Source organism: Ochrobactrum sp. XJ1 (assembly GCF_024701725.1).
GTDB lineage: Bacteria > Pseudomonadota > Alphaproteobacteria > Rhizobiales > Rhizobiaceae > Brucella > Brucella anthropi.
In genome coordinates this window covers 345,387-364,024 of the sequence record NZ_VDGD01000004.1, presented here as the reverse complement: position 1 = coordinate 364,024, position 18,638 = coordinate 345,387, and the positions used below count along the sequence as shown (strand labels likewise).

The window sequence follows — 18,638 nt, the reverse complement described above, 5'->3', positions numbered from 1 at the left end:
CCCTTTCGTATCATGGAGGAGGATATGGTTGAGGTAGCTCCCGGCGACGGCAAGGGTCAGGTTAGCGCCACGGCGGCAGCGCTTGACCTCATCCGTGAATTGCAGGCCGAATATGGGCCGATCATGTTCCACCAGTCGGGTGGTTGTTGTGACGGGTCATCACCGATGTGCTATCCACAAGGAGAATTTATTGTCGGCGATACGGATGTAAAACTGGGCGAAATCGGTGACGCTCCGGTCTATATCAGCGGCCCGCAATATGAGGTCTGGAAGCATACCGAACTCATCATCGATGTCGTTCCGGGGCGCGGAGGCATGTTCTCCCTCGACAATGGGCGCGAAGTTCGGTTTCTGACGCGTTCGCGGGTCTGTTCGGTTCCCTGATTTCTCTTTTCGTTTTGTGGCGAAGCGGTTAGTTAGATCGGAGAGGGAGGGAGACGATCCAACATGGCCGCAGCAGGAAAACGAGCAACCATTCATGATGTGGCACGCCTTGCCGGTGTGTCGATCAAGACAGTTTCACGCGTCTACAATGACGAACCGAATGTGCGCGAAGCCATTCGCGAAAGGGTCAGACAGGCGGGGGGTGAGCTCCGTTACCGTCCCAATGCTGCAGCACGCAACCTTGTTGAACGGCGTTCTCACCTGATCGGACTTTTCTTCGAGAACCCCAGCGCCAGCTATGTCACCGAACTGCAGATGGGCGCACTGGAACGGCTGCGCGACACGCGGTACCGGCTGCTGATCTTCCCCGTCGAAAATCGCGAAGACATCCGTGGTGCGCTGATCGAAACAGCCCACGCTTCCGGTCTCGACGGCATCATCGTGACGCCGCCCATGTCGGACGATCCTGAAATTCTGGCCGAACTGACGGCTTCCGCAATGCCATTTGCCCGTGTCGCAGGCGACGCGAACGTGCACCCGACCGATAGCGTCACGATCGATGACGAAGCGGCTGGCGTCGATCTGATGGAGTATCTTCTGAAACTCGGCCATCGCCGGATTGCGATCGTGATTGGCGATCCAACCCATCGCTCGGCAGAGCTGCGCCTCGCGGGCTATCGCCGCGCACTGGAAAAGGCAGGGATCAAGCGCAATCCCGATTATGAGGTGCAGGGTGGCTTCAGTTTTGCGAGCGGTCTCGCTGCCGGAAAGAAGCTGCTTTCGCTTGAGGAACCACCCACCGCTGTGTTTGCGTCAAACGACGATATGGCCGCCGCCGTCATGCAGGTCGCCTATGACCGCAACATTGCGATACCTGATCAGCTAACGGTGGTTGGCTTCGATGACAGCGCGATTGCCAGCATGGTTTCGCCGCGGATCACCACCGTCCGCCAGCCGATTTTCGAGATGACCCGCGATGCGGCGGACATGCTTCTCAACCAGATCGAAACCGGTCACTTATCTGCTTCCCGGCGAATTGAGTATAAACTCATCATCCGCCAGTCATCGGGAAAAGCGCCGGTATAGGCCTGTCTAACTCTGTGCTGGACGCGCGGGGAAGAACCGCTCGCGGGCGAAATTGCTGCCGAAGATCATGTCATATTGCAGCATCTGATAGTCACGCAGGAGAGGAGGAAATGGCGGCCTCTGTTGCCAGCCTTCCTCGACTTTCTCCGAGCGGTCGAAAACCGCATGATTGTCAACGACCTGATAGCGCTCATGCAACTGACGCAGGAAGCCTGTGTAATAGGGATGCTGCATACCCGCCATATCCAGAATGTGCAGCGGCAGGAAGGCAGGGCTGATCGTACCGGTTCCCCGCTCGGCACCACGTTTATTCGACCAGAGAACAAGCGGCGTTTCGTGTTGCAGCATCATATCGGCGGCAGGCGCTGTGCGGCTCGCGACCCGGTTTGCCATGAACCCGGTCTCGACATAGACGGGGCCGAGTGGTGGCAGATGGTCACCGAAGAAGACGAGAATGGTTTCGCGGTCGCGCTTCGACGCCCATTCCATCAACCGTGCAAGGCTCGTATCGGCATCCATGGCGCCTTGCGAATAGGAACGGATCGACTGGCGCGTGTGCTCGCTGGCGTCAGTCTGCACCTCAAGTTTGGAATCCGGGTAACGATTGGCTTCGTAGGGGCCATGTCCCTGAAGCGAGACGGCAAAGAAGAAGAACGGCGCATCCATGGAATCTGTTTCGCGGATGATTTCGTCGGTCAAAGCAGCGTCGGAGGCCAATGAGCCGCGCTTTTCCAGCGGTGGCATGTTTTCTTCTGACATGAACTTGTCAAAGCCCATGCTTTCATAGACGGGGCCGCGGTTCCAGAACCATTGGCGATAGGGGTGGATGGCGCGCGTCGCATAACCCTGATCCTTGAAAAAGCTTGCAAGCGAGGGAAGCGGGCGACGGATATATTGCTGATAAGGGATACTGCCGGAGGGCAGGAAGGCTTTGGAAAAACCGGTCAGAGCCTCGAACTCGACATTGGCAGTCATGCCACCGAATTCTGGAGAGAAGACATGGCCGGATTGTTCCGCCCGGACTGTCGGGATCGGGTCGGCGCTGAAAGCCACGCCCGGAAGGCGGGTCGGATCCCAGAAGGATTCGCTCATCACCATAATGACGTCAGGCTTGCTGGTATCGAATGCAGCAGGGATCAACTGCGCCGGCGGTTCGATGGCGGCAATTGCTTCGGAAGAATAGCCTTCCGGAGCGAAGACGGTAGCCATTGGCACATTCAGGATGAAGGCCATGGTAAAGCCGTTATGGGCGTAGTTTTCCTTTTGGTCCCACATGATCGGCAGGATGCGCAGACGGTCGCGCGCCAGCGAAAAACTGGCATAGTCGGAAATCACTGCGAACCAGGCGAGCAAGGGCAGCGCGAAGGCAATACGCAGCATCCGACCCTTCCATGGGATTGGGTCAAAGCGCCGCCACCAGAACAGCGTCACGGTGATCATCACCGCTGCCGAAGCGATGAGAAGCAGGGCTATGCCGACCGCACTCCACGGGCGGTCACGCACCAGAAGCGGCAGAAGATCGACGATCTGACGGGCATAGAGAAAATCGCTCGGATAAAGCGGGTCACCGAGATAAAGGCTCTTTTCGCGTGCAGTTGTGGCCGCAATCAGTGCCAGCGGGGCGACAACAAAGAAGCCATAGTGAATGCGTCCGAAAATAGCGTCGCTTGCTGTCAGGACCACGACGAAGAGCGCAACGGTCGTCCATGCAGGCTTATGCGGTGTGCGGAAGAACTGCATCGCGTCGGTGAACGAGCCGCGCACGATCCATTCGACAGTGAAAACCAGCAGCGTTGAAAGTACAATGGAAGCGAGCGCAATTGCGGCGAGGCGCAGCGGCCAGGCAATACGGGCAGGCCCGAAAATCGCGGCATCGCTCCAGCGACGCGCTGCGGTATTTTCCATCACACCCGGCATGTTTTACTCACTAACTCCCGCACTTCTACAAAAAGCCTGTCACATTTCTGTCATGGAAATGTCAAGGCACGCTTGGGCCGCGAGTGATACGCACCGTGATCTGAATGGATGATGAATGGAGCATGTCTCCCGAAAGTGGGAACCGGTTTCGGGATAAAGACATGCGTGAAAACAAACAGATAGAGTATTTCTAATGATTCAATCAAAACAGGGAATGCTCTAAAATGAAAACAGGGCCGGAACTATTCCGGCCCTGTCCATGGCATTATAGCGGATTGGATTACGAAAAGACGTCTTCCAGTCCCTTGGTCAGTTCCAGCGCCTGCCGCTCGAACAGGCGGCGATAGATGCCACCCGGCTTGCGGATAAGCGCATCATGATCGCCTTCTTCAAGGATCTTGCCCTTGTCGAAAACCAGCAACCGGTCAAGCGCACGAACCGTCGAAAGCCGGTGCGCAATGACAAGCGTCGTACGACCAACCATCAGCCGTTCCATTGCCTGCTGAATCAGCACTTCCGATTCTGAATCGAGGCTCGATGTGGCCTCATCCAGAATAAGGATTGGTGCATCTGCCAGAAACGCACGGGCAATCGCCACACGCTGACGCTCGCCACCCGAAAGCTTCACACCCCGTTCACCGACAAGCGTTGCATAGCCTTTCGGCAGGCGGCTGATGAAGTCATGCGCGCTTGCGAGGCGTGCAGCCTCTTCGATTTCCGCCTGTGTCGCACCGGGGCGGGCATAGGCGATGTTCTCGGCCAGCGTCCGGTGAAACAGGATTGGCTCCTGCTGCACGATGGCGATCTGCGATCTGAGCGATGCCTGTGTGACTTCGGCAATGTTCTGTCCGTCAATCTTGATGGCGCCGCCACTGACATCGTAGAGACGCTGGATCAGCTTGACGAACGTCGTCTTGCCCGAGCCCGAATGACCGACCAGACCAACCCGTTCGCCTGCCTCGATCTTGACTGAAAAGTCGCGATAGAGGGCTGCTTCGTGGTTGCCATAGTGGAAAGTGACGTGATCGAAGGTGATCTCGCCATTTCCAATCTTGATCGCCGGTGCACCTGGCTTGTCGGCAATGCCGTAAGGCTGTGCCTCGATGTCGACCAGTTCTTCCATGTCGTTGACCGAACGCTGCAGGTTGCGGATATGCATTCCTACGTCGCGCAGATAGCCTTGCAACATGAAGAAGGCTGTCAGGACGAAGGTGATATCACCCGCCGTTGCCTTGCCCTGGCTCCACAGATAGAGCGCAAAGGCGATGACCACGCCGCGCATCACCAGCAGGTTCGCGCCCTGAATGAAGCCATTCAGCGTACCGATCAGCCATGTGCGGCGTGTGCGACCGCGCCACTTGGAAACGACCTTTGCAAGACGTGCATCTTCACGGCTTTCCGCGCCAAATGCCTTGACAACGGCGTTGCACGAAATGGCATCGGCCAAAGCGCCGCCCATTCGCGTGTCCCAGCTATTGGCAAGCGTTGCCGCAGGCGCAACAAAGCCAAGCGAAATCACGATCGTGCAGACGATGAACAGCACCGAACCGATTGCAACCAGCAACCCCATCAGCGGCCAGTACCACGATAGAAGTACCACCGAACCAACCAGCATCAGGATTGACGGCAACAGTGCCACGATCAGCGTATCGTTGAGCAGGTCGAGCGCCCACATGGCACGCGAGACCTTGCGCACGGTCGATCCGGCAAAGGCGTTGGCGTGCCAGTCTGTCGAAAACCGCTGCAGCTTACGGAACGAACTTGCCGCCATGTCGCTCATGATCTTCAAGGTGAAGTCCGTGATGACATAGAAGGTCAGCTGACGCGTAATCAACGCCAGCGCACCCAGCGCAAGCAGGATGATCAGGGCGTGGATGGCCGCATCCCACCCACTGTCGCCGCCAAGCGACAATGCGTCGACCAACCGACCGGAATAGAGCGGTGTCAGAACATCTGCGGCTGTTGCAAGCAGCATGCCGATTATCATCAGCGTCAGCCGCAAGGGCTGACTTCGCCAATGGCCGAAAGTGTAGCCGAGGACATTGCGGAAGGCAGGTCCCCGGAAATCTATGCGAAACCGAGTCATATCTATAATACCAGGCCGTGTTTAAACGGATTCTGGTTCCTTTAAAGAAGACAAAACAAGCAGCCGGTGAGGGCTGCGGCAAATTTGGAAGTTTTGGAATTTGCCCTTTTAGGGAGGGCGTTCAGGCCTCAGCCTGCAATGCGGGCCAAAGACTTAAAGCTTGGAAGCGCCCGCGCAAACACTGGGCACCATGGGGAATGGGTAATAGACACGCATCTCATACCTCTTGCCAGTGTTGCAGATGAATGCACAATAAATGAGCAAAAATTTTTGCCAAGACGCAAAATGGCGAATTTCCTATCCAACCATTTGACTGTGACAAATTTGCAAGCCTTGTTTTAAGGAGTGCTGATCCAGCTTTCAGCCCTTTGCCGACCGGATATTTTCACTTTTTCCGTTACAGGACGGCTCCGGCCTTGCAATTCTGCCGCTCATGGGTGAAGGGTCGTTCTGAGATATATCAGAGCCGTGCGGCGCACAGGGAGAGTTCATGACAGTCCATCAAAATCTGATCGCGGGCGAATGGGTCGGCGGCGACGGGATCGCCAACATCAATCCTTCGGATACGAATGATGTCGTTGGGACCTATGCGCGGGCAACTGCCGAAGACACCAAGGCAGCCATTGCCGCCGCGAAAGCCGCTTTCCCGGCCTGGTCGCGTTCCGGCATTCTGGAACGCCACGCCATCCTGCGCAAAACTGCCGATGAAATTCTGGCGCGCAAGGACGAGCTTGGCCGTCTCCTGTCGCGCGAAGAAGGCAAGACGCTGGCTGAAGGCATCGGCGAAACTATTCGCGCCAGCCAGATTTTTGATTTCTTCGCGGGCGAAGCCCTGCGTTTGGCTGGCGAAGTTCTGCCTTCTGCACGTCCGGGTATCGGTGTGGAAATCACCCGTGAGCCGATCGGTGTCGTGGGCATCATTACCCCATGGAATTTCCCGATCGCTATTCCGGCCTGGAAGATTGCGCCGGCACTTTGCTACGGCAACACGATTGTGTTCAAACCGGCTGATCTCGTGCCGGGCTGCTCCTGGGCGATTGTCGATATCCTGCACCGTGCGGGATTGCCAAAGGGCGTTCTCAATCTCGTCATGGGCAAGGGTTCGGTTGTCGGTCAGACCATTCTGGACAGTGCCGATGTTCAGGCCGTGACCTTCACCGGCTCGACCGGCACGGGCAAGCGCGTTGCGGCGGCTTCCATCGAGCACAACCGCCGCTTCCAGCTCGAAATGGGCGGCAAGAACCCGGTTGTCGTCCTGGATGACGCCGATCTCGATGTCGCTGTCGAGTCCGTGGTCAATTCGTCCTTCTTCTCGACGGGCCAGCGCTGCACGGCGTCGTCGCGTATCATCGTGACGGAAGGCATCCACGACAAGTTTGTCGCTGCTGCAATCGAAAAGCTGAAAAGCGTTGTGGTCGACAATGCCCTGAAGCAGGGCACGCATATCGGCCCGGTCGTGGATGAAAGCCAGCTTCAGCAGGACATGGATTATATCGAGCTTGGTCGCAAGGAAGGCGCAAAGCTTGCTTTTGGCGGCGAACGTCTGAACCGCGAAACGCCGGGCTTCTACCTCCAGCCTGCGCTTTTCACTGAAGCCACCAACCAGATGCGTATCAGCCGCGAGGAAATCTTTGGCCCGGTCGCTTCGGTCATCCGCGTCAAGAATTATGAAGAAGCGCTTGCTACCGCCAACGATACGAGCTTCGGCCTGTCGTCTGGCATCTGCACGACGAGCCTGAAATACGCCACGCATTTCAAGCGCAATTCGGAAGCGGGCATGGTGATGGTCAATCTGCCGACCGCCGGTGTCGATTTCCACGTGCCATTTGGCGGACGCAAGGGTTCGAGCTACGGTCCGCGCGAGCAGGGCCGCTACGCCGCCGAGTTCTACACGACGGTCAAGACAGCCTATACGCTGGCCTGATAGCAATGTGAGTGGATGCAAAAACCGGCGGGAAACCGCCGGTTTTTTCTATGCGGCTTTTTTAGGCCAGGCAGCAAGCTTGCGGGCGAAATGCGAAACCGTGCCGTGCAGCAGCATGGTGAAGGCCGCCAGCACGAACAGGCAGGCGAACATCAGATCCACCTTGGCGCGTCCATTGGCGAGCAGCATCAGATAGCCGAGACCTTTCGATGCGCCCACCCATTCGCCGACTACAGCGCCGATGGGCGCATAGACTGCGGCGAGGCTCAGACCCGACGCCAGCGAAGGAAAGGCGGATGGGATGCGGATGCGAAACAGGATCGCCATGCGTCCGGCACCGAGAATTTCCGCTGCGTCGATAAGGCTGCTGTCGGTCCGCCGCATGCCGTCGAAGAATGTCGAAACGACGGGAAAGAAGATCATCAGCACTGTGACTGCAATCTTCGATGCGGGACCGTAGCCAAGCCACAAAGTCAAAATGGGGGCGAGCGCGAAGATTGGGATCGCCTGACTGAACACCATGGCGGGCATGACGAGCCGCTGCGCCAGCGGTGACATCATCAGGCAAATGGCGGTTGCGATCCCAACTGCGCAGCCGAGCACCAGACCGCCCAGAACTTCGCCGATAGTGGCGGCAGCGTTTTCGGCAATCAGCCCGGCATTGCCGATCAGTGACTGCACCACATCCAGCGGGCCGGGCAGGATGAAGCGCGGCATCTGGCCGATGCTCACCACCGCCTGCCAGATGGCAAGCGCTATGGCTGCCGACAGTAAACCGTCGGCAGCACGCCTTTTTCGACTTCGGTTCGGGAGTGCTTCGTTCACTATCCGGCCTTCAAGCCCATAGACCAGAAATCGGCTTCGAGCCTGCTTGCCGTCGCGAAAATCTGGCAGAGCCTTGGCCAGCGCGGGCTTTTCTCAAAGTCGTCGCCGATGCGGTCCTTTGCAGCCTGATCGAACAGCTTGCCGACCGTGTGGCACATGTCCTGATAGTCGGGCCCCGCATAGGTGTCGATCCACTCTTGATAAGGCGTACCGGGCAGGGCGGTCACGGCAAGGTTGAGGCCGATCTCGCCGTAGCCGTGTGCGCAGGGCACGAGCGCCGTCAGCAGGTCGAGGAAATCGCCCGCCTGTCCGCAGTCGAGCACATAGCGCGTATAAGCGAGGTTTTCCGGTTCTTCCTTCGTCGCGTAGAGCGCGTCTTCGCTGATCCCTTCGCGGGCACAAATGCCGACATGGAGCGGCAGTTCCGTGACGGCCAGACCATGCATGATCTGGGCGCAGAGCCGTGTTTCCTGCAGTGTGTTGGCCTTGACGACGCCGAGCGCGAAGGCGCGGGTATAGTGGTGCAGATAGACATAATCCTGACGGAGATAATGCAGGAAGGCCGCCTTGGGTAACGTGCCGTCACCCAATCCGCGCACGAATTCATGATCGATATAGGGCTTCCAGTCATCAAGCGTCGCGGCGCGCAGGCGCGTGAACAGTTCGGATGAATAATGCGGTTGCGGCTGGCTCATGACTTGCTCCCTTCCGCGTTGACGTCGATGGCGAATTTTTCGACCGGAAGGACCGAAGGCACGAGACCGTTTTCCTTGAGATAGGTTTCGTAGCGGCTCCAGCGTCCGTAATCGAGACTTGCAGGCGAGCGGGAGAAACGGGCGACCGTGTCTTTCCAGGCGCGCTGGTTCAGCTCGTCCTTGAGTTCGGAACTATAGGATGCGAAGACGTCGTAGCTCTTCTCCGGGTGATTGACGATATACTGCGCGGCCTTCTCGGTAGCCGAGAGGAAGCGTGCGATCTTGTCCTTTTCCGCCGCGTCCAATTTGTCGGAAGCTGCGACATAGACGAGCTCGTCATAAACCGGCACGCCTTCTTCCTCGACGAAGAAGCATTTTCCGGGCACGCCTTCGACAGCCATCTGGTTCAGTTCGACATTGCGATAGGCGCCCATCACCGCATCGACCTGCTTCGACATCAGCGATGGCGCGAGCGAGAAATTCACATTGATGAGCTCGACATCCGAGAGTTTGACGCCGTGCTGGCCGAGAATGGTGCCGAGCAATGTTTCCTCGGTTCCGGCGACCGAATAGCCGATCTTCTTGCCCTTGAGATCGGCGATGGAATTCACCGATCCGTCGTCTCTGGTCATCAGGCAGTTGAGCGGCGAGTCGATCAACGTGCCGACGCGGATAAGCGGCAGGCCTTCATGCACCTGAAGATGCACCTGCTGCTGATAGGAAATGGCGAGATCCGCCTGCCCTGCCGCCACCATCTTGGTGGGCGTGGAGGCATCGGCAGGTGCGACGATGTCCACATCCAGCCCGGCATCCTTGAAGTAGCCAAGCTTGTCGGCGACGATGATGGGGCCGTGATCGGAGTTCACATACCAGTCGAGAATGAGCTTCAGCTTGTCGTTAGCGTGAGCCGAAGTGGCAGCCGTGAGGGCGAGGCCGAACAGGGCGGCGAAGGCGGTCTTTTTCATAGGGTCTGCTCCAGAGTATGGCCTGCATAAGTGCGCGTGGTTTCGATCCATTGGCGCAGGCGGCTTTCGGGGTCGGCATGGAGGGTGATGTCGGTGACGACGGAAACGATATCGGCGCCTGCTTCGAAAACCCCGGGTGCGCGTTCAACGCTCATGCCACCGATGCCCACCAGCGGAATGTCGCCGATGCGCGCTTTCCATTGTCCAAGGCGCGGCAGACCCTGCTCGTGCCACTTCATCTTTTTCAAAATGGTCGGATAGATGGGGCCGAGTGCGATATAGTCAGGCTTCACCGACAAGGCACGGTCCAGTTCGGCCTCGTCATGGCTTGAAACACCCAGTTTCAAGCCACCGCCACGAATGGCACTGAGATCGGCATCGTCGAGGTCTTCCTGCCCGAGATGGATGAAGTCGCAACCTTCCTCCAGCGCCACCTTCCAGTAGTCGTTGACGATCAGCTGACAGTCATGCGCAAGGCAGATTTCCCGTGCGGCGCGAATTTCACTGCGCAGCTCCGGCTCGCTCTTATCCTTGACGCGCAGTTGCACCAGCTTGATGCCGAGCGGCACCATACGCTCCAGCCATTGGGCGCTATCGAAGATCGGGTAGAACGGATCGAGGGCCATCACAAAAATGCCTTTCCGAGAAGAGGGGTGGACGGCGCGGCCATGTCGCGGGCCTCAATGGCGTCGGCTTCAAAGGCAAGCCGCCCGGCTTCGACCGCAAGCGCGAAGCCGCGTGCCATGGCGACGGGATCGCCAGCCTTGGCGACGGCGGTGTTGATGAGCACGGCGTCGAAGCCCAGCTCCATCGCTGCTGCCGCGTGGGACGGCACGCCGATGCCGGCATCGACAACAAGCGGAATATCGGGGAAATGCGCCCGCATGGTCTTCAGCGCATAAGGATTGTTGAGGCCTCGGCCCGAGCCGATCGGCGCCCCCCAGGGCATCAGCACCTTGCAGCCAGCTTCAATGAGCCTTTCCGCGACGACCAGATCGTCATTCATATAGGGAAAGACCTCGAAGCCGTCGTCGCAGAGTGCGCGCGCTGCCTCGACCAGTCCGAACGGGTCTGGCTGCAATGTGTCGGTATCACCGATCACTTCCAGCTTGATCCAGTTGGTGCCGAAGATTTCGCGCGCCATTTTTGCCGTGGTCACCGCTTCGCGCGGCGTGTGGCAGCCTGCCGTGTTGGGCAGAACGGCTACGCCCAGCTCCCGGATAAGCGCCCAGAAATCCTGTCCGGCGCGAGCCTCGCCACTCTCACGACGCAGCGAGACGGTGACGATATCGCTTTGCGAAGCGCGCACCGCATCGGCCAATATGGCAGGCGATGGATATTGCGCCGTGCCGAGCAGCAGGCGGCTTTCAAATTTTTGTCCGTAGAATTCCAGCATCTCAGCCTCCCTGCATCGGGGCCAGAACTTCGATGCGGTCGCCAGCCGACAGAGCCGCGGCTGCGCGCTCGTCGCTTGCTACGAATTCGCCGTTCAGCGCGGTTGCAACAACCGCTTCATCCAGTTCGATTTCGGCGAGCAGCGCCGCCAGATTGGCGGCTGCCGTGGTGATGACCTCACCGTTCAGCACGATCGTCATGCATAGTCCTCCACAAATTCTGGTTTGGGCTCTGGCGCATCCTCCGGCATGGTCGCGCTCGCAACCGCCATGCGCGCCACGGCGGGCGAGAGCAGGAAGCCGTGGCGGTAAAGCCCGTTGACATAGACGGTTTTGCCCCGCCGTCTTACGCGGGGCAGATTGTCGGGAAAGGCCGGGCGCGCATCGACGCCGGTTTCGAGAATTTCCGCCTCGCCGAAGGCCGGATGCAAGGCATAAGCGGCGCTCAAGAGTTCCAGCGTCGAGCGCACGCTGATGCCACCCCGCTCATCGCTTTCGATCATCGTCGCGCCGATCATGTGCACGCCGTCGCCGCGTGGCACGATGTAGAGCGGAATCCGCGGATGCAGGAGGCGTATGGGTCGCTTGAGATTGATATCGCGCGAGCGCACAACCAGCATTTCACCCTTGACGCCGCGCAGGTCCTGCAACTGATCACGCGCTGCAAGACCGCGTGCATCGACGGTAATGTCGGCCTCGACTTTGACGTCTTTCGCATCCTGCCCCAGATGAAAGACCACGCCTTTCTTCTGCAGTTTTTCGGCGAGCTCGATCAGTGTCTGGCGCGGGTTGAGATGGCCTTCTGCCGCAAAGAAAAGTCCCTGCCGAAAACGGCCGGCAAGGTCTGGTTCCAGCGTATCGATCTGGTCTTGATCAATGGTGTCAAATGCTTCCGTCCGGCGGGCGAAGCGGCGCAGTTCGGTCGCATCGCGTGTGTGCGAGAGTACAAGCGTACCCTTGCGATGGACTGTCGAAACGTGCCGCTCCCACCAGCCGATCGCTTCCTGTCCCAAACGAACGACCGGCTCTTCCGCGCTCTCGCCTTCGCACCATGGTGCCAGCATTCCGCCTGCAAACCATGAGCAGCTGTCGGAACCGATCTCAGTGCTTTTGGCAATGACAGTGACGGCATGTCCCTGATCGTGAAATTCTGCCGCGCACACTAGACCGGCGACACCTGCTCCGATGATGGTGACGCGCATCACATTGCCTCCTCTGAGTGAACTTTCCAGAGATTATGGAAGTGATGAACAGGCCCATGGCCGTGTCCGATCTTCAACGCATCGGCGGCGCGGATTGCCCCTTGCAGATAGGCATGGGCTGCAATGACTGCTTTTTCGAGCGGCAGGTTCTTGGCAAGCTCTGCAGCAATGGCTGAGGAGAGCGTGCAGCCCGTGCCATGGGTGTTGGCGGTCCGGATACGCGGTGCCTCAACACGCAACGTGGGCTGATCGCGGCGAACCAGCAGGTCGACGCAGATTTCGCCTTCCGCATGGCCGCCCTTCATCAAAACAGCTTTCGCGCCGAGTTCGAGCAAGGCACGCCCCTGTTCTTCGGCGTCTACATCGTCGCGAGCCAGATCGCTGTCGAGCAGGCAGGCCGCTTCAGGCCGGTTGGGCGTCAGCAGCGTGGCCAGCGGAACCAGTTTCTGACGCAAAAGCGCAATGGCGTTTTCGCTCAAAAGCCGGTCGCCGGATTTTGCAACCATCACCGGGTCGAGTACGACAGGGCCGGAGAAATGCGCAAGGCCCCGCGCTATGGCCTCGATGGTTTCGGGCACGGAAACCATGCCGATCTTCACCGCCGCTACATCGAGATCGCTGAAGACGGCATCGATCTGCCCTGCGACGATGGCGGGTGGGATATCGTGCACCGCGCTCACCGTGCAGGTGTTCTGCACGGTCACAGCGGCAATGACGCTCGCACCATAGACGCCGAGCGCCGAGAATGTCTTGAGGTCGGCCTGAATGCCAGCTCCGCCACCACTATCGGAACCGGCAATAGTCACGCATATGGGCACGAATGCCGCACTGCCGTTTGATGTGGTTCGGGAGAAACTGTTTTTTTGGTCCATCATCACGTCTCTCATTCCGAACGGAAAAATGAGACGTCATGAACCTGTTTGGAGCTTGAACTCCGATGAGGGAAACCCTCGGCTGCGACGCGTCAAACTCCGTTCCCTACGCAGGTATTACCCGGATCAGGTTCAATGGGTTAACGCGATCAGCGTCTCTCAGCCTTTTGTGTCGCAACATCGGACGGAAAACTGCTTGGCACTTTTCCTGATATTGCTTCGAAGGCACCCCAACGAATTTTGCGTCTTTAGGCATAGGCTGGAAGTTGAAGCCGGTCAAGCGATGGAAAAATGCAGTTTTAAAGAAAATCCTTAAATCGACCCTCAATTTGTATATGGTTTATTAAAATTCTCGGCTTTAATCTATGTTCGGGGTGCATCTTCCGCGTGTTACTCATGGTGCCATGAAACTTGACGGTCCACTTATAGGGTGGATCGAGATTATCCAGTAGGATCAGTTGGATGAGGGATTTACGATGAGGAAGCGGAGGGGCGCTTCAGCTTCGACGGAAGGCACGATGGCGCGCACGTCCGAGCAGGACTTCCGCATCCTTTTCACAACCCATCCGACACCGATGTGGGTTTATGACCCGGAGACGCTGCATTTCATCGTGATGAATGACGCTGCCTATCGGCTCTATGGATACACTGCTGATGAAATTCCGGGCATGACAGTGCTCGATATTCGACCCCAGACAGAACGGGATCGAATGCTGGCTGCCATTCGTGATCGCAGCGACCTTGAACGACCGGAGCGCTGGCAGCATCTGCGCGCGAATGGTGAAATCATTGACGTTCTGACTTACGGACGTCAGGTGCTGTTTGACGGCAAGGAAGCGATTCTCGCCATTGTTCAGGACAGGACAGAGTTGGCAGAAGCCAATCGTCAGGCAAACCACGCCCAAACCCTGCTGGACAGCCTCGTCAACAATCTGCCGCTTGGTGTCTTCGTCAAGGATATGCACGATGACGGTCGGTATGTGCTCTACAATCAGGCCGCATCAGCGGCGAGCGGACAGCCGGTAGACGAAGCCATCGGTTCGACCGACCTCGATCTTTTCCCTGAACGCGAGGCAACCGTCATCATCCAGCAAGATCGCACGGCGATGCGGCGTCGGGGCGTGTTGAACGTCGAACGCAAGATCGAGCGCAAGGACGGAACGTCGCGAACGATGCGGATCATAAAATGTTCGATCCCACCGGTCGAGGGCAACGAGCCCCGCTATTTGATCGGGCTCGTTGAGGATATAACCGAACGGCGTGAGATTGAGGAACGCATGGCACATATTGCCATGCATGACAGTCTGACAGGCTTGCCGAACCGCGCCTATTTTGCTCACCATGTAGAGAGTTTGTTGAAAAAAGGCGGGGATTCCGAGCCTTTTGCCTTGTTCTACCTTGATATCGATCATTTCAAGAACATCAACGACAATATCGGGCATCAGGCTGGCGACCAGCTTTTGCAGGAAGTGGCGCGTCGACTGAAGCAGATCACGACTTCGGATGAATTCATTGCCCGGCTGGGAGGCGACGAATTTGCCATTGTCTACCGGAGCGGGACGCTGGCACAAATTGCAATGTTCGCTGACCGTATCCTTTCTGCTTTTCAGGATCCGTTCGAACTGGTGCGCAATTCAGAATTCGTCGCCTGCAGCATGGGCATCGCCCAGGCGCCATTGCATGGAGACAACCCCGATGTGCTGATGCGCAATGCCGATCTCGCGCTTTATGCTTCAAAATCAGGTGGACGCCGTACATTCCGGTTCTATCAGCACTCCCTGCGCCTGGCGGCGGAGAAGCGTTATGTCATGACCGGCGAACTTCGTCAGGCTCTGCTGGATGAACAGTTTGAACTGCATTATCAACCGATTTTCAATCTTGAGAGCGGCAAGATTTCCGGCTTTGAAGCGCTGATCCGCTGGCGTCATCCTGATCGCGGTATGGTTTCACCGGCGGAATTCATTCCGCTGGCAGAAGAAACCGGGCTCATCGGACCGATCGGCGACTGGGTTCTAAGGACTGCATGTCGGGAAGCTGTGCTCTGGCCGGAGGACATAAAAGTCTCGGTCAATCTTTCACCGGTCCAGTTCAGTCAGACCACGCTCTTGAATTCCGTCACGGATGCGTTGGAAGCAGCACGTCTTTCACCCGACAGGCTTGAGCTTGAAATCACGGAGTCGGTCTTCCTGTCGAACAGCAAGAACAATATCGAGTTGCTGTTCGAACTTCGCCGATTGGGTGTTCGTATCGCGATGGATGATTTCGGGACTGGCTATTCCTCTTTGAGCTATTTGCGATCATTCCCATTTGATAAGATCAAGATTGATCGCAGTTTCGTTTCCGGGATCGAAGTCGATACCCGCGATCTGGCCATCATTCAGGCTGTGGCAACGCTCGGTGCGGGCTTCAATATTGTCACGACGGCTGAGGGCGTGGAAACCGCACAACAGCTGGAACGTTTGAAGACCGAGCGTTTTGGTGAGGTGCAGGGTTTCCTGACCGGGCGGCCAATGCCTGCCGGAGACGTGCATTCCTTTATCCAGAATCGCAGCAATGTCGGTCTGGAAATGCCTGCGGCACACAACAGATTGCCGATTTAGGGCATCGCCCACCTGTTATTGAGCGGCGCTCGAAAAGCCATAACACCAAACGAAAAGTCCAAATCGAACCTCGCCTTAAAAAGGGCTTGACCTTCCAACGGTGGGAAGGCCTATCTAAGGAGCAACTCTCGAATTATGCCCTTTCCGGGCGATGAAAGGGATTGCCATGAACAAGCCTGTTAATCACGAAACCATCAGTTTTCCAGTGCCCGTCGAAGGGATGAGTTGCGCGTCTTGCGTGTCATCCGTTGAAAAAGCCGTGTCCAAAGTTCCGGGCGTCGACAAGGTTTCCGTCAATCTTGCAACGGAACGCGCCGACGTGACTTTCAAGGGCGAACCGGATTTGCCGTCGGTGATCGATGCCATTCGCAAGGCGGGTTATGATGTCCCGGCAGGGAACATTGATCTCGCTATTGAAGGCATGACTTGCGCTTCCTGCGTTAGCAAGGTTGAGAAGGCGCTGAATGCTGTGCCGGGCGTAACACGCGCCAGTGTTAATCTCGCAACTGAACGTGCCCATGTGGAACTGGCCGGGCCGGTACAGCCCTCCGAACTCATCAAGGCGGTTGAACAGGCAGGTTATGAGGCGCGTTCGCTGGGTGACGCGCAGAGCGACGTCAAGCAGGAAACCCAGTCCGAGAAGCGGGATGCTGAAGCGGCAGAACTGAAGAAAAGCGTCATTCTCTCTGCCGTTTTGACCTTGCCTGTTTTCGTTATGGAAATGGGTTCGCATCTGATCCCTGCGGTTCATATGTTCGTCATGGACAGGATCGGCATGCAGAACAGCTGGTATCTGCAGCTTGTGCTCACCACGCTGGTTCTGTTCGGTCCGGGATTGCGCTTTTTCAAGAAAGGCATTCCGGCGCTGTTGCGCGGCACGCCTGACATGAATTCGCTCGTCGTGGTTGGCACGCTCGCGGCATGGGGCTATTCGGTGGTCGCGACTTTCCTTCCCGGTGTGCTGCCGGAAGGCACGGTGAATGTTTATTTCGAGGCCGCCGCCGTCATCGTCACATTGATCCTGATCGGGCGTTATCTGGAGGCGCGTGCCAAGGGACGCACCAGTGCGGCTATCAGCCGGCTGGTTGGCCTGCAGGCGAAATCGGCGCGTGTGGTGCGTAATGGCGAGACGATCGATGTGCCGCTGGAAGATGTTCGCGCTGGTGACGTCGTACAAGTCCGCCCCGGCGAGAAAGTGCCGGTCGACGGCGAGGTGATCGAAGGTTCGTCCTATGTGGATGAATCGATGATTACCGGCGAGCCTGTGCCTGTTGCCAAGGAAAAAGGCGCGGAAGTGGTCGGCGGTACGATCAACAAAACCGGCGCTTTCACCTTCCGTGCTACCAAGGTTGGCCGCGATATGGTGATCTCGCAGATCATCCGCATGGTCGAGGACGCTCAGGCTGACAAGCTGCCAATTCAGGCAAAGGTCGACAAGGTGACCGGCTGGTTCGTACCCGCTGTTATGGCAGCCGCAGCACTGACCTTCGCATTGTGGCTTGTGATCGGTGGCACAGGCATGCTGGGTTACGCGCTGGTGAACGCCATTGCGGTTCTCATCATCGCCTGCCCGTGTGCCATGGGCTTGGCCACGCCGACCTCCATTATGGTTGGCACTGGCCGCGCAGCCGAGTTCGGTGTCCTGTTTCGCCGCGGTGACGCATTGCAGACCTTGCGCGATGCTTCCGTTATCGCCGTCGACAAGACCGGTACGCTGACACAGGGAAAGCCCGCGCTGGCTCATTTCGCGACCGTCGAAGGCTTTGAAAAGGACGAACTTCTGGCGCTTGTCGCGGCTGTGGAGGCACGTTCCGAACACCCGATTGCCGACGCGATTGTGGAAGCAGCGAAAGAGAAGGGATTGAAGCTTGCGGATGTATCGGCTTTCGAAGCCGTACCTGGATTTGGCCTGAAGGCTCATGTGTCCGGCCATGAGATTGCCATCGGCGCTGATCGTTACATGGCAAAGCTTGGTCATGACGTTGCTGTCTTTGCCAATGATGCGAAGCGTCTCGGCGATGAAGGGCAGTCTCCGCTCTATGCAGCTGTCGATGGTAAGCTGGCAGCAATCCTGACTGTTGCCGACCCAATGAAGGAAACCACGCCAGCGGCGATTGCTGCCCTGCACGAGCAGGGGCTGAAGGTCGCCATGATCACCGGCGATAACCGCCGCACGGCGGAAGCCATCGCAAAACGTCTCGGCATCGATGAAGTCGTTGCAGAAGTGCTGCCGGACGGCAAGGTCGAAGCGTTGAAGCGGCTTTCGGCAGGTGGCAAGCGGATTGCCTTTGTCGGTGACGGTATCAACGATGCGCCTGCACTGGCTGCTGCCGATGTTGGCATTGCGATTGGCACCGGCACGGATATTGCGATCGAAAGCGCAGATGTGGTGCTAATGTCGGGCGATCTTCGCGGCGTGGTCAATGCCATTGCCATATCGAAGGCGACGATCCGTAATATCAGCGAAAACCTGTTCTGGGCCTTTGCCTATAACGTCGCGCTGATCCCTGTCGCGGCGGGTGTCCTCTATCCGTTCACTGGCACGTTGTTGTCACCGGTTCTGGCGGCAGGCGCCATGGCTTTCTCCAGCATCTTCGTGCTGAGCAATGCCTTGCGGCTCAAGGCTTTTAAAAGCCCGATAGAGGCCTGAGCAAAAGAAAGGCGCGGTGTTGACCGCGCCTTTCGATT

Annotated in this window: 15 protein-coding genes and 1 riboswitch; of the genes, 5 read left to right on the top strand and 10 right to left on the bottom strand. The window is 57.7% G+C overall.

From position 1 onward, the window contains the following. Positions 1-24: 24 nt before the first annotated feature. Positions 25-384 (top strand): DUF779 domain-containing protein, encoded by a 360-nt coding sequence (locus tag FG152_RS09395; protein ID WP_010658044.1) that lies wholly within the window; start codon positions 25-27, stop codon positions 382-384. 63 nt (positions 385-447) lie between these two features. Further along, positions 448-1,470, top strand: a complete 1,023-nt coding sequence (locus tag FG152_RS09390; protein ID WP_029925885.1) for a LacI family DNA-binding transcriptional regulator — start codon at positions 448-450, stop codon at positions 1,468-1,470. A gap of 6 nt (positions 1,471-1,476) precedes the next feature. Here the strand turns inward: FG152_RS09390 and FG152_RS09385 are convergent, their stop codons facing one another. Together FG152_RS09385 and FG152_RS09380 are read right to left on the bottom strand one after the other, a co-directional pair. Then, on the bottom strand, positions 1,477-3,387 hold the full coding sequence (locus FG152_RS09385) for an LTA synthase family protein (protein WP_498986059.1): 1,911 nt from the start codon (positions 3,385-3,387) through the stop codon (positions 1,477-1,479). 280 nt (positions 3,388-3,667) lie between these two features. Continuing rightward, entirely contained in the window at positions 3,668-5,473 is a 1,806-nt protein-coding gene (locus FG152_RS09380) for an ABC transporter ATP-binding protein (RefSeq protein WP_011982463.1), read from the bottom strand. Positions 5,474-5,963: 490 nt separating this feature from the next. On the opposite strand from FG152_RS09380, the gene FG152_RS09375 reads away from it, so the two are divergent. After that, positions 5,964-7,397, top strand: coding sequence for an aldehyde dehydrogenase family protein (locus tag FG152_RS09375; RefSeq protein WP_029925881.1), 1,434 nt, complete (start codon positions 5,964-5,966; stop codon positions 7,395-7,397). 48 nt (positions 7,398-7,445) lie between these two features. Here FG152_RS09375 and FG152_RS09370 read toward each other — a convergent pair whose 3' ends face one another. Genes FG152_RS09370 through thiD form a run of 8 tightly spaced genes read right to left on the bottom strand, consistent with a single transcriptional unit; the run spans position 7,446 to position 13,350 of the window. After that, positions 7,446-8,222 carry an ABC transporter permease gene (locus FG152_RS09370; protein ID WP_029925879.1) on the bottom strand — a complete coding sequence of 259 codons (777 nt, stop codon included), beginning with the start codon at positions 8,220-8,222 and terminating at the stop codon, positions 7,446-7,448. Next, positions 8,222-8,917: a thiaminase II gene (gene tenA, locus FG152_RS09365; protein ID WP_029925877.1), complete on the bottom strand. Its 696-nt coding sequence runs from the start codon at positions 8,915-8,917 to the stop codon at positions 8,222-8,224. The genes FG152_RS09370 and tenA overlap by 1 nt, the downstream gene beginning before the upstream one ends. Next, positions 8,914-9,882, bottom strand: coding sequence for an ABC transporter substrate-binding protein (locus FG152_RS09360; protein WP_029925876.1), 969 nt, complete (start codon positions 9,880-9,882; stop codon positions 8,914-8,916). The genes tenA and FG152_RS09360 overlap by 4 nt, the downstream gene beginning before the upstream one ends. Then, complete coding sequence (locus tag FG152_RS09355) at positions 9,879-10,511, bottom strand: thiamine phosphate synthase (protein ID WP_029925873.1); 633 nt, start codon at positions 10,509-10,511, stop codon at positions 9,879-9,881. Before FG152_RS09355 ends, FG152_RS09360 begins: the two co-directional genes overlap by 4 nt. Beyond that, positions 10,508-11,278: a thiazole synthase gene (locus FG152_RS09350; protein ID WP_029925870.1), complete on the bottom strand. Its 771-nt coding sequence runs from the start codon at positions 11,276-11,278 to the stop codon at positions 10,508-10,510. The genes FG152_RS09355 and FG152_RS09350 overlap by 4 nt, the downstream gene beginning before the upstream one ends. A gap of 1 nt (position 11,279) precedes the next feature. Continuing rightward, a complete protein-coding gene (gene thiS, locus FG152_RS09345; RefSeq protein ID WP_029925868.1) occupies positions 11,280-11,477 on the bottom strand; it encodes a sulfur carrier protein ThiS in 198 nt (65 codons plus the stop codon). Beyond that, positions 11,474-12,478: an FAD-dependent oxidoreductase gene (locus FG152_RS09340; RefSeq protein WP_029925865.1), complete on the bottom strand. Its 1,005-nt coding sequence runs from the start codon at positions 12,476-12,478 to the stop codon at positions 11,474-11,476. Before FG152_RS09340 ends, thiS begins: the two co-directional genes overlap by 4 nt. Further along, entirely contained in the window at positions 12,478-13,350 is an 873-nt protein-coding gene (gene thiD / locus FG152_RS09335; protein WP_010658056.1) for a bifunctional hydroxymethylpyrimidine kinase/phosphomethylpyrimidine kinase, read from the bottom strand. The genes FG152_RS09340 and thiD overlap by 1 nt, the downstream gene beginning before the upstream one ends. Positions 13,351-13,436: 86 nt before the next feature. After that, positions 13,437-13,593: riboswitch (TPP riboswitch) on the bottom strand. A 233-nt stretch (positions 13,594-13,826) separates the two neighbouring features. Between thiD and FG152_RS09330 the strand changes: the two genes are divergently transcribed. Both FG152_RS09330 and FG152_RS09325 read left to right on the top strand, forming a co-directional pair. Continuing rightward, positions 13,827-15,950 carry a putative bifunctional diguanylate cyclase/phosphodiesterase gene (locus FG152_RS09330; RefSeq protein WP_029375859.1) on the top strand — a complete coding sequence of 708 codons (2,124 nt, stop codon included), beginning with the start codon at positions 13,827-13,829 and terminating at the stop codon, positions 15,948-15,950. 166 nt (positions 15,951-16,116) lie between these two features. After that, positions 16,117-18,600 carry a heavy metal translocating P-type ATPase gene (locus FG152_RS09325; protein ID WP_029375860.1) on the top strand — a complete coding sequence of 828 codons (2,484 nt, stop codon included), beginning with the start codon at positions 16,117-16,119 and terminating at the stop codon, positions 18,598-18,600. Positions 18,601-18,638 lie beyond the last annotated feature (38 nt).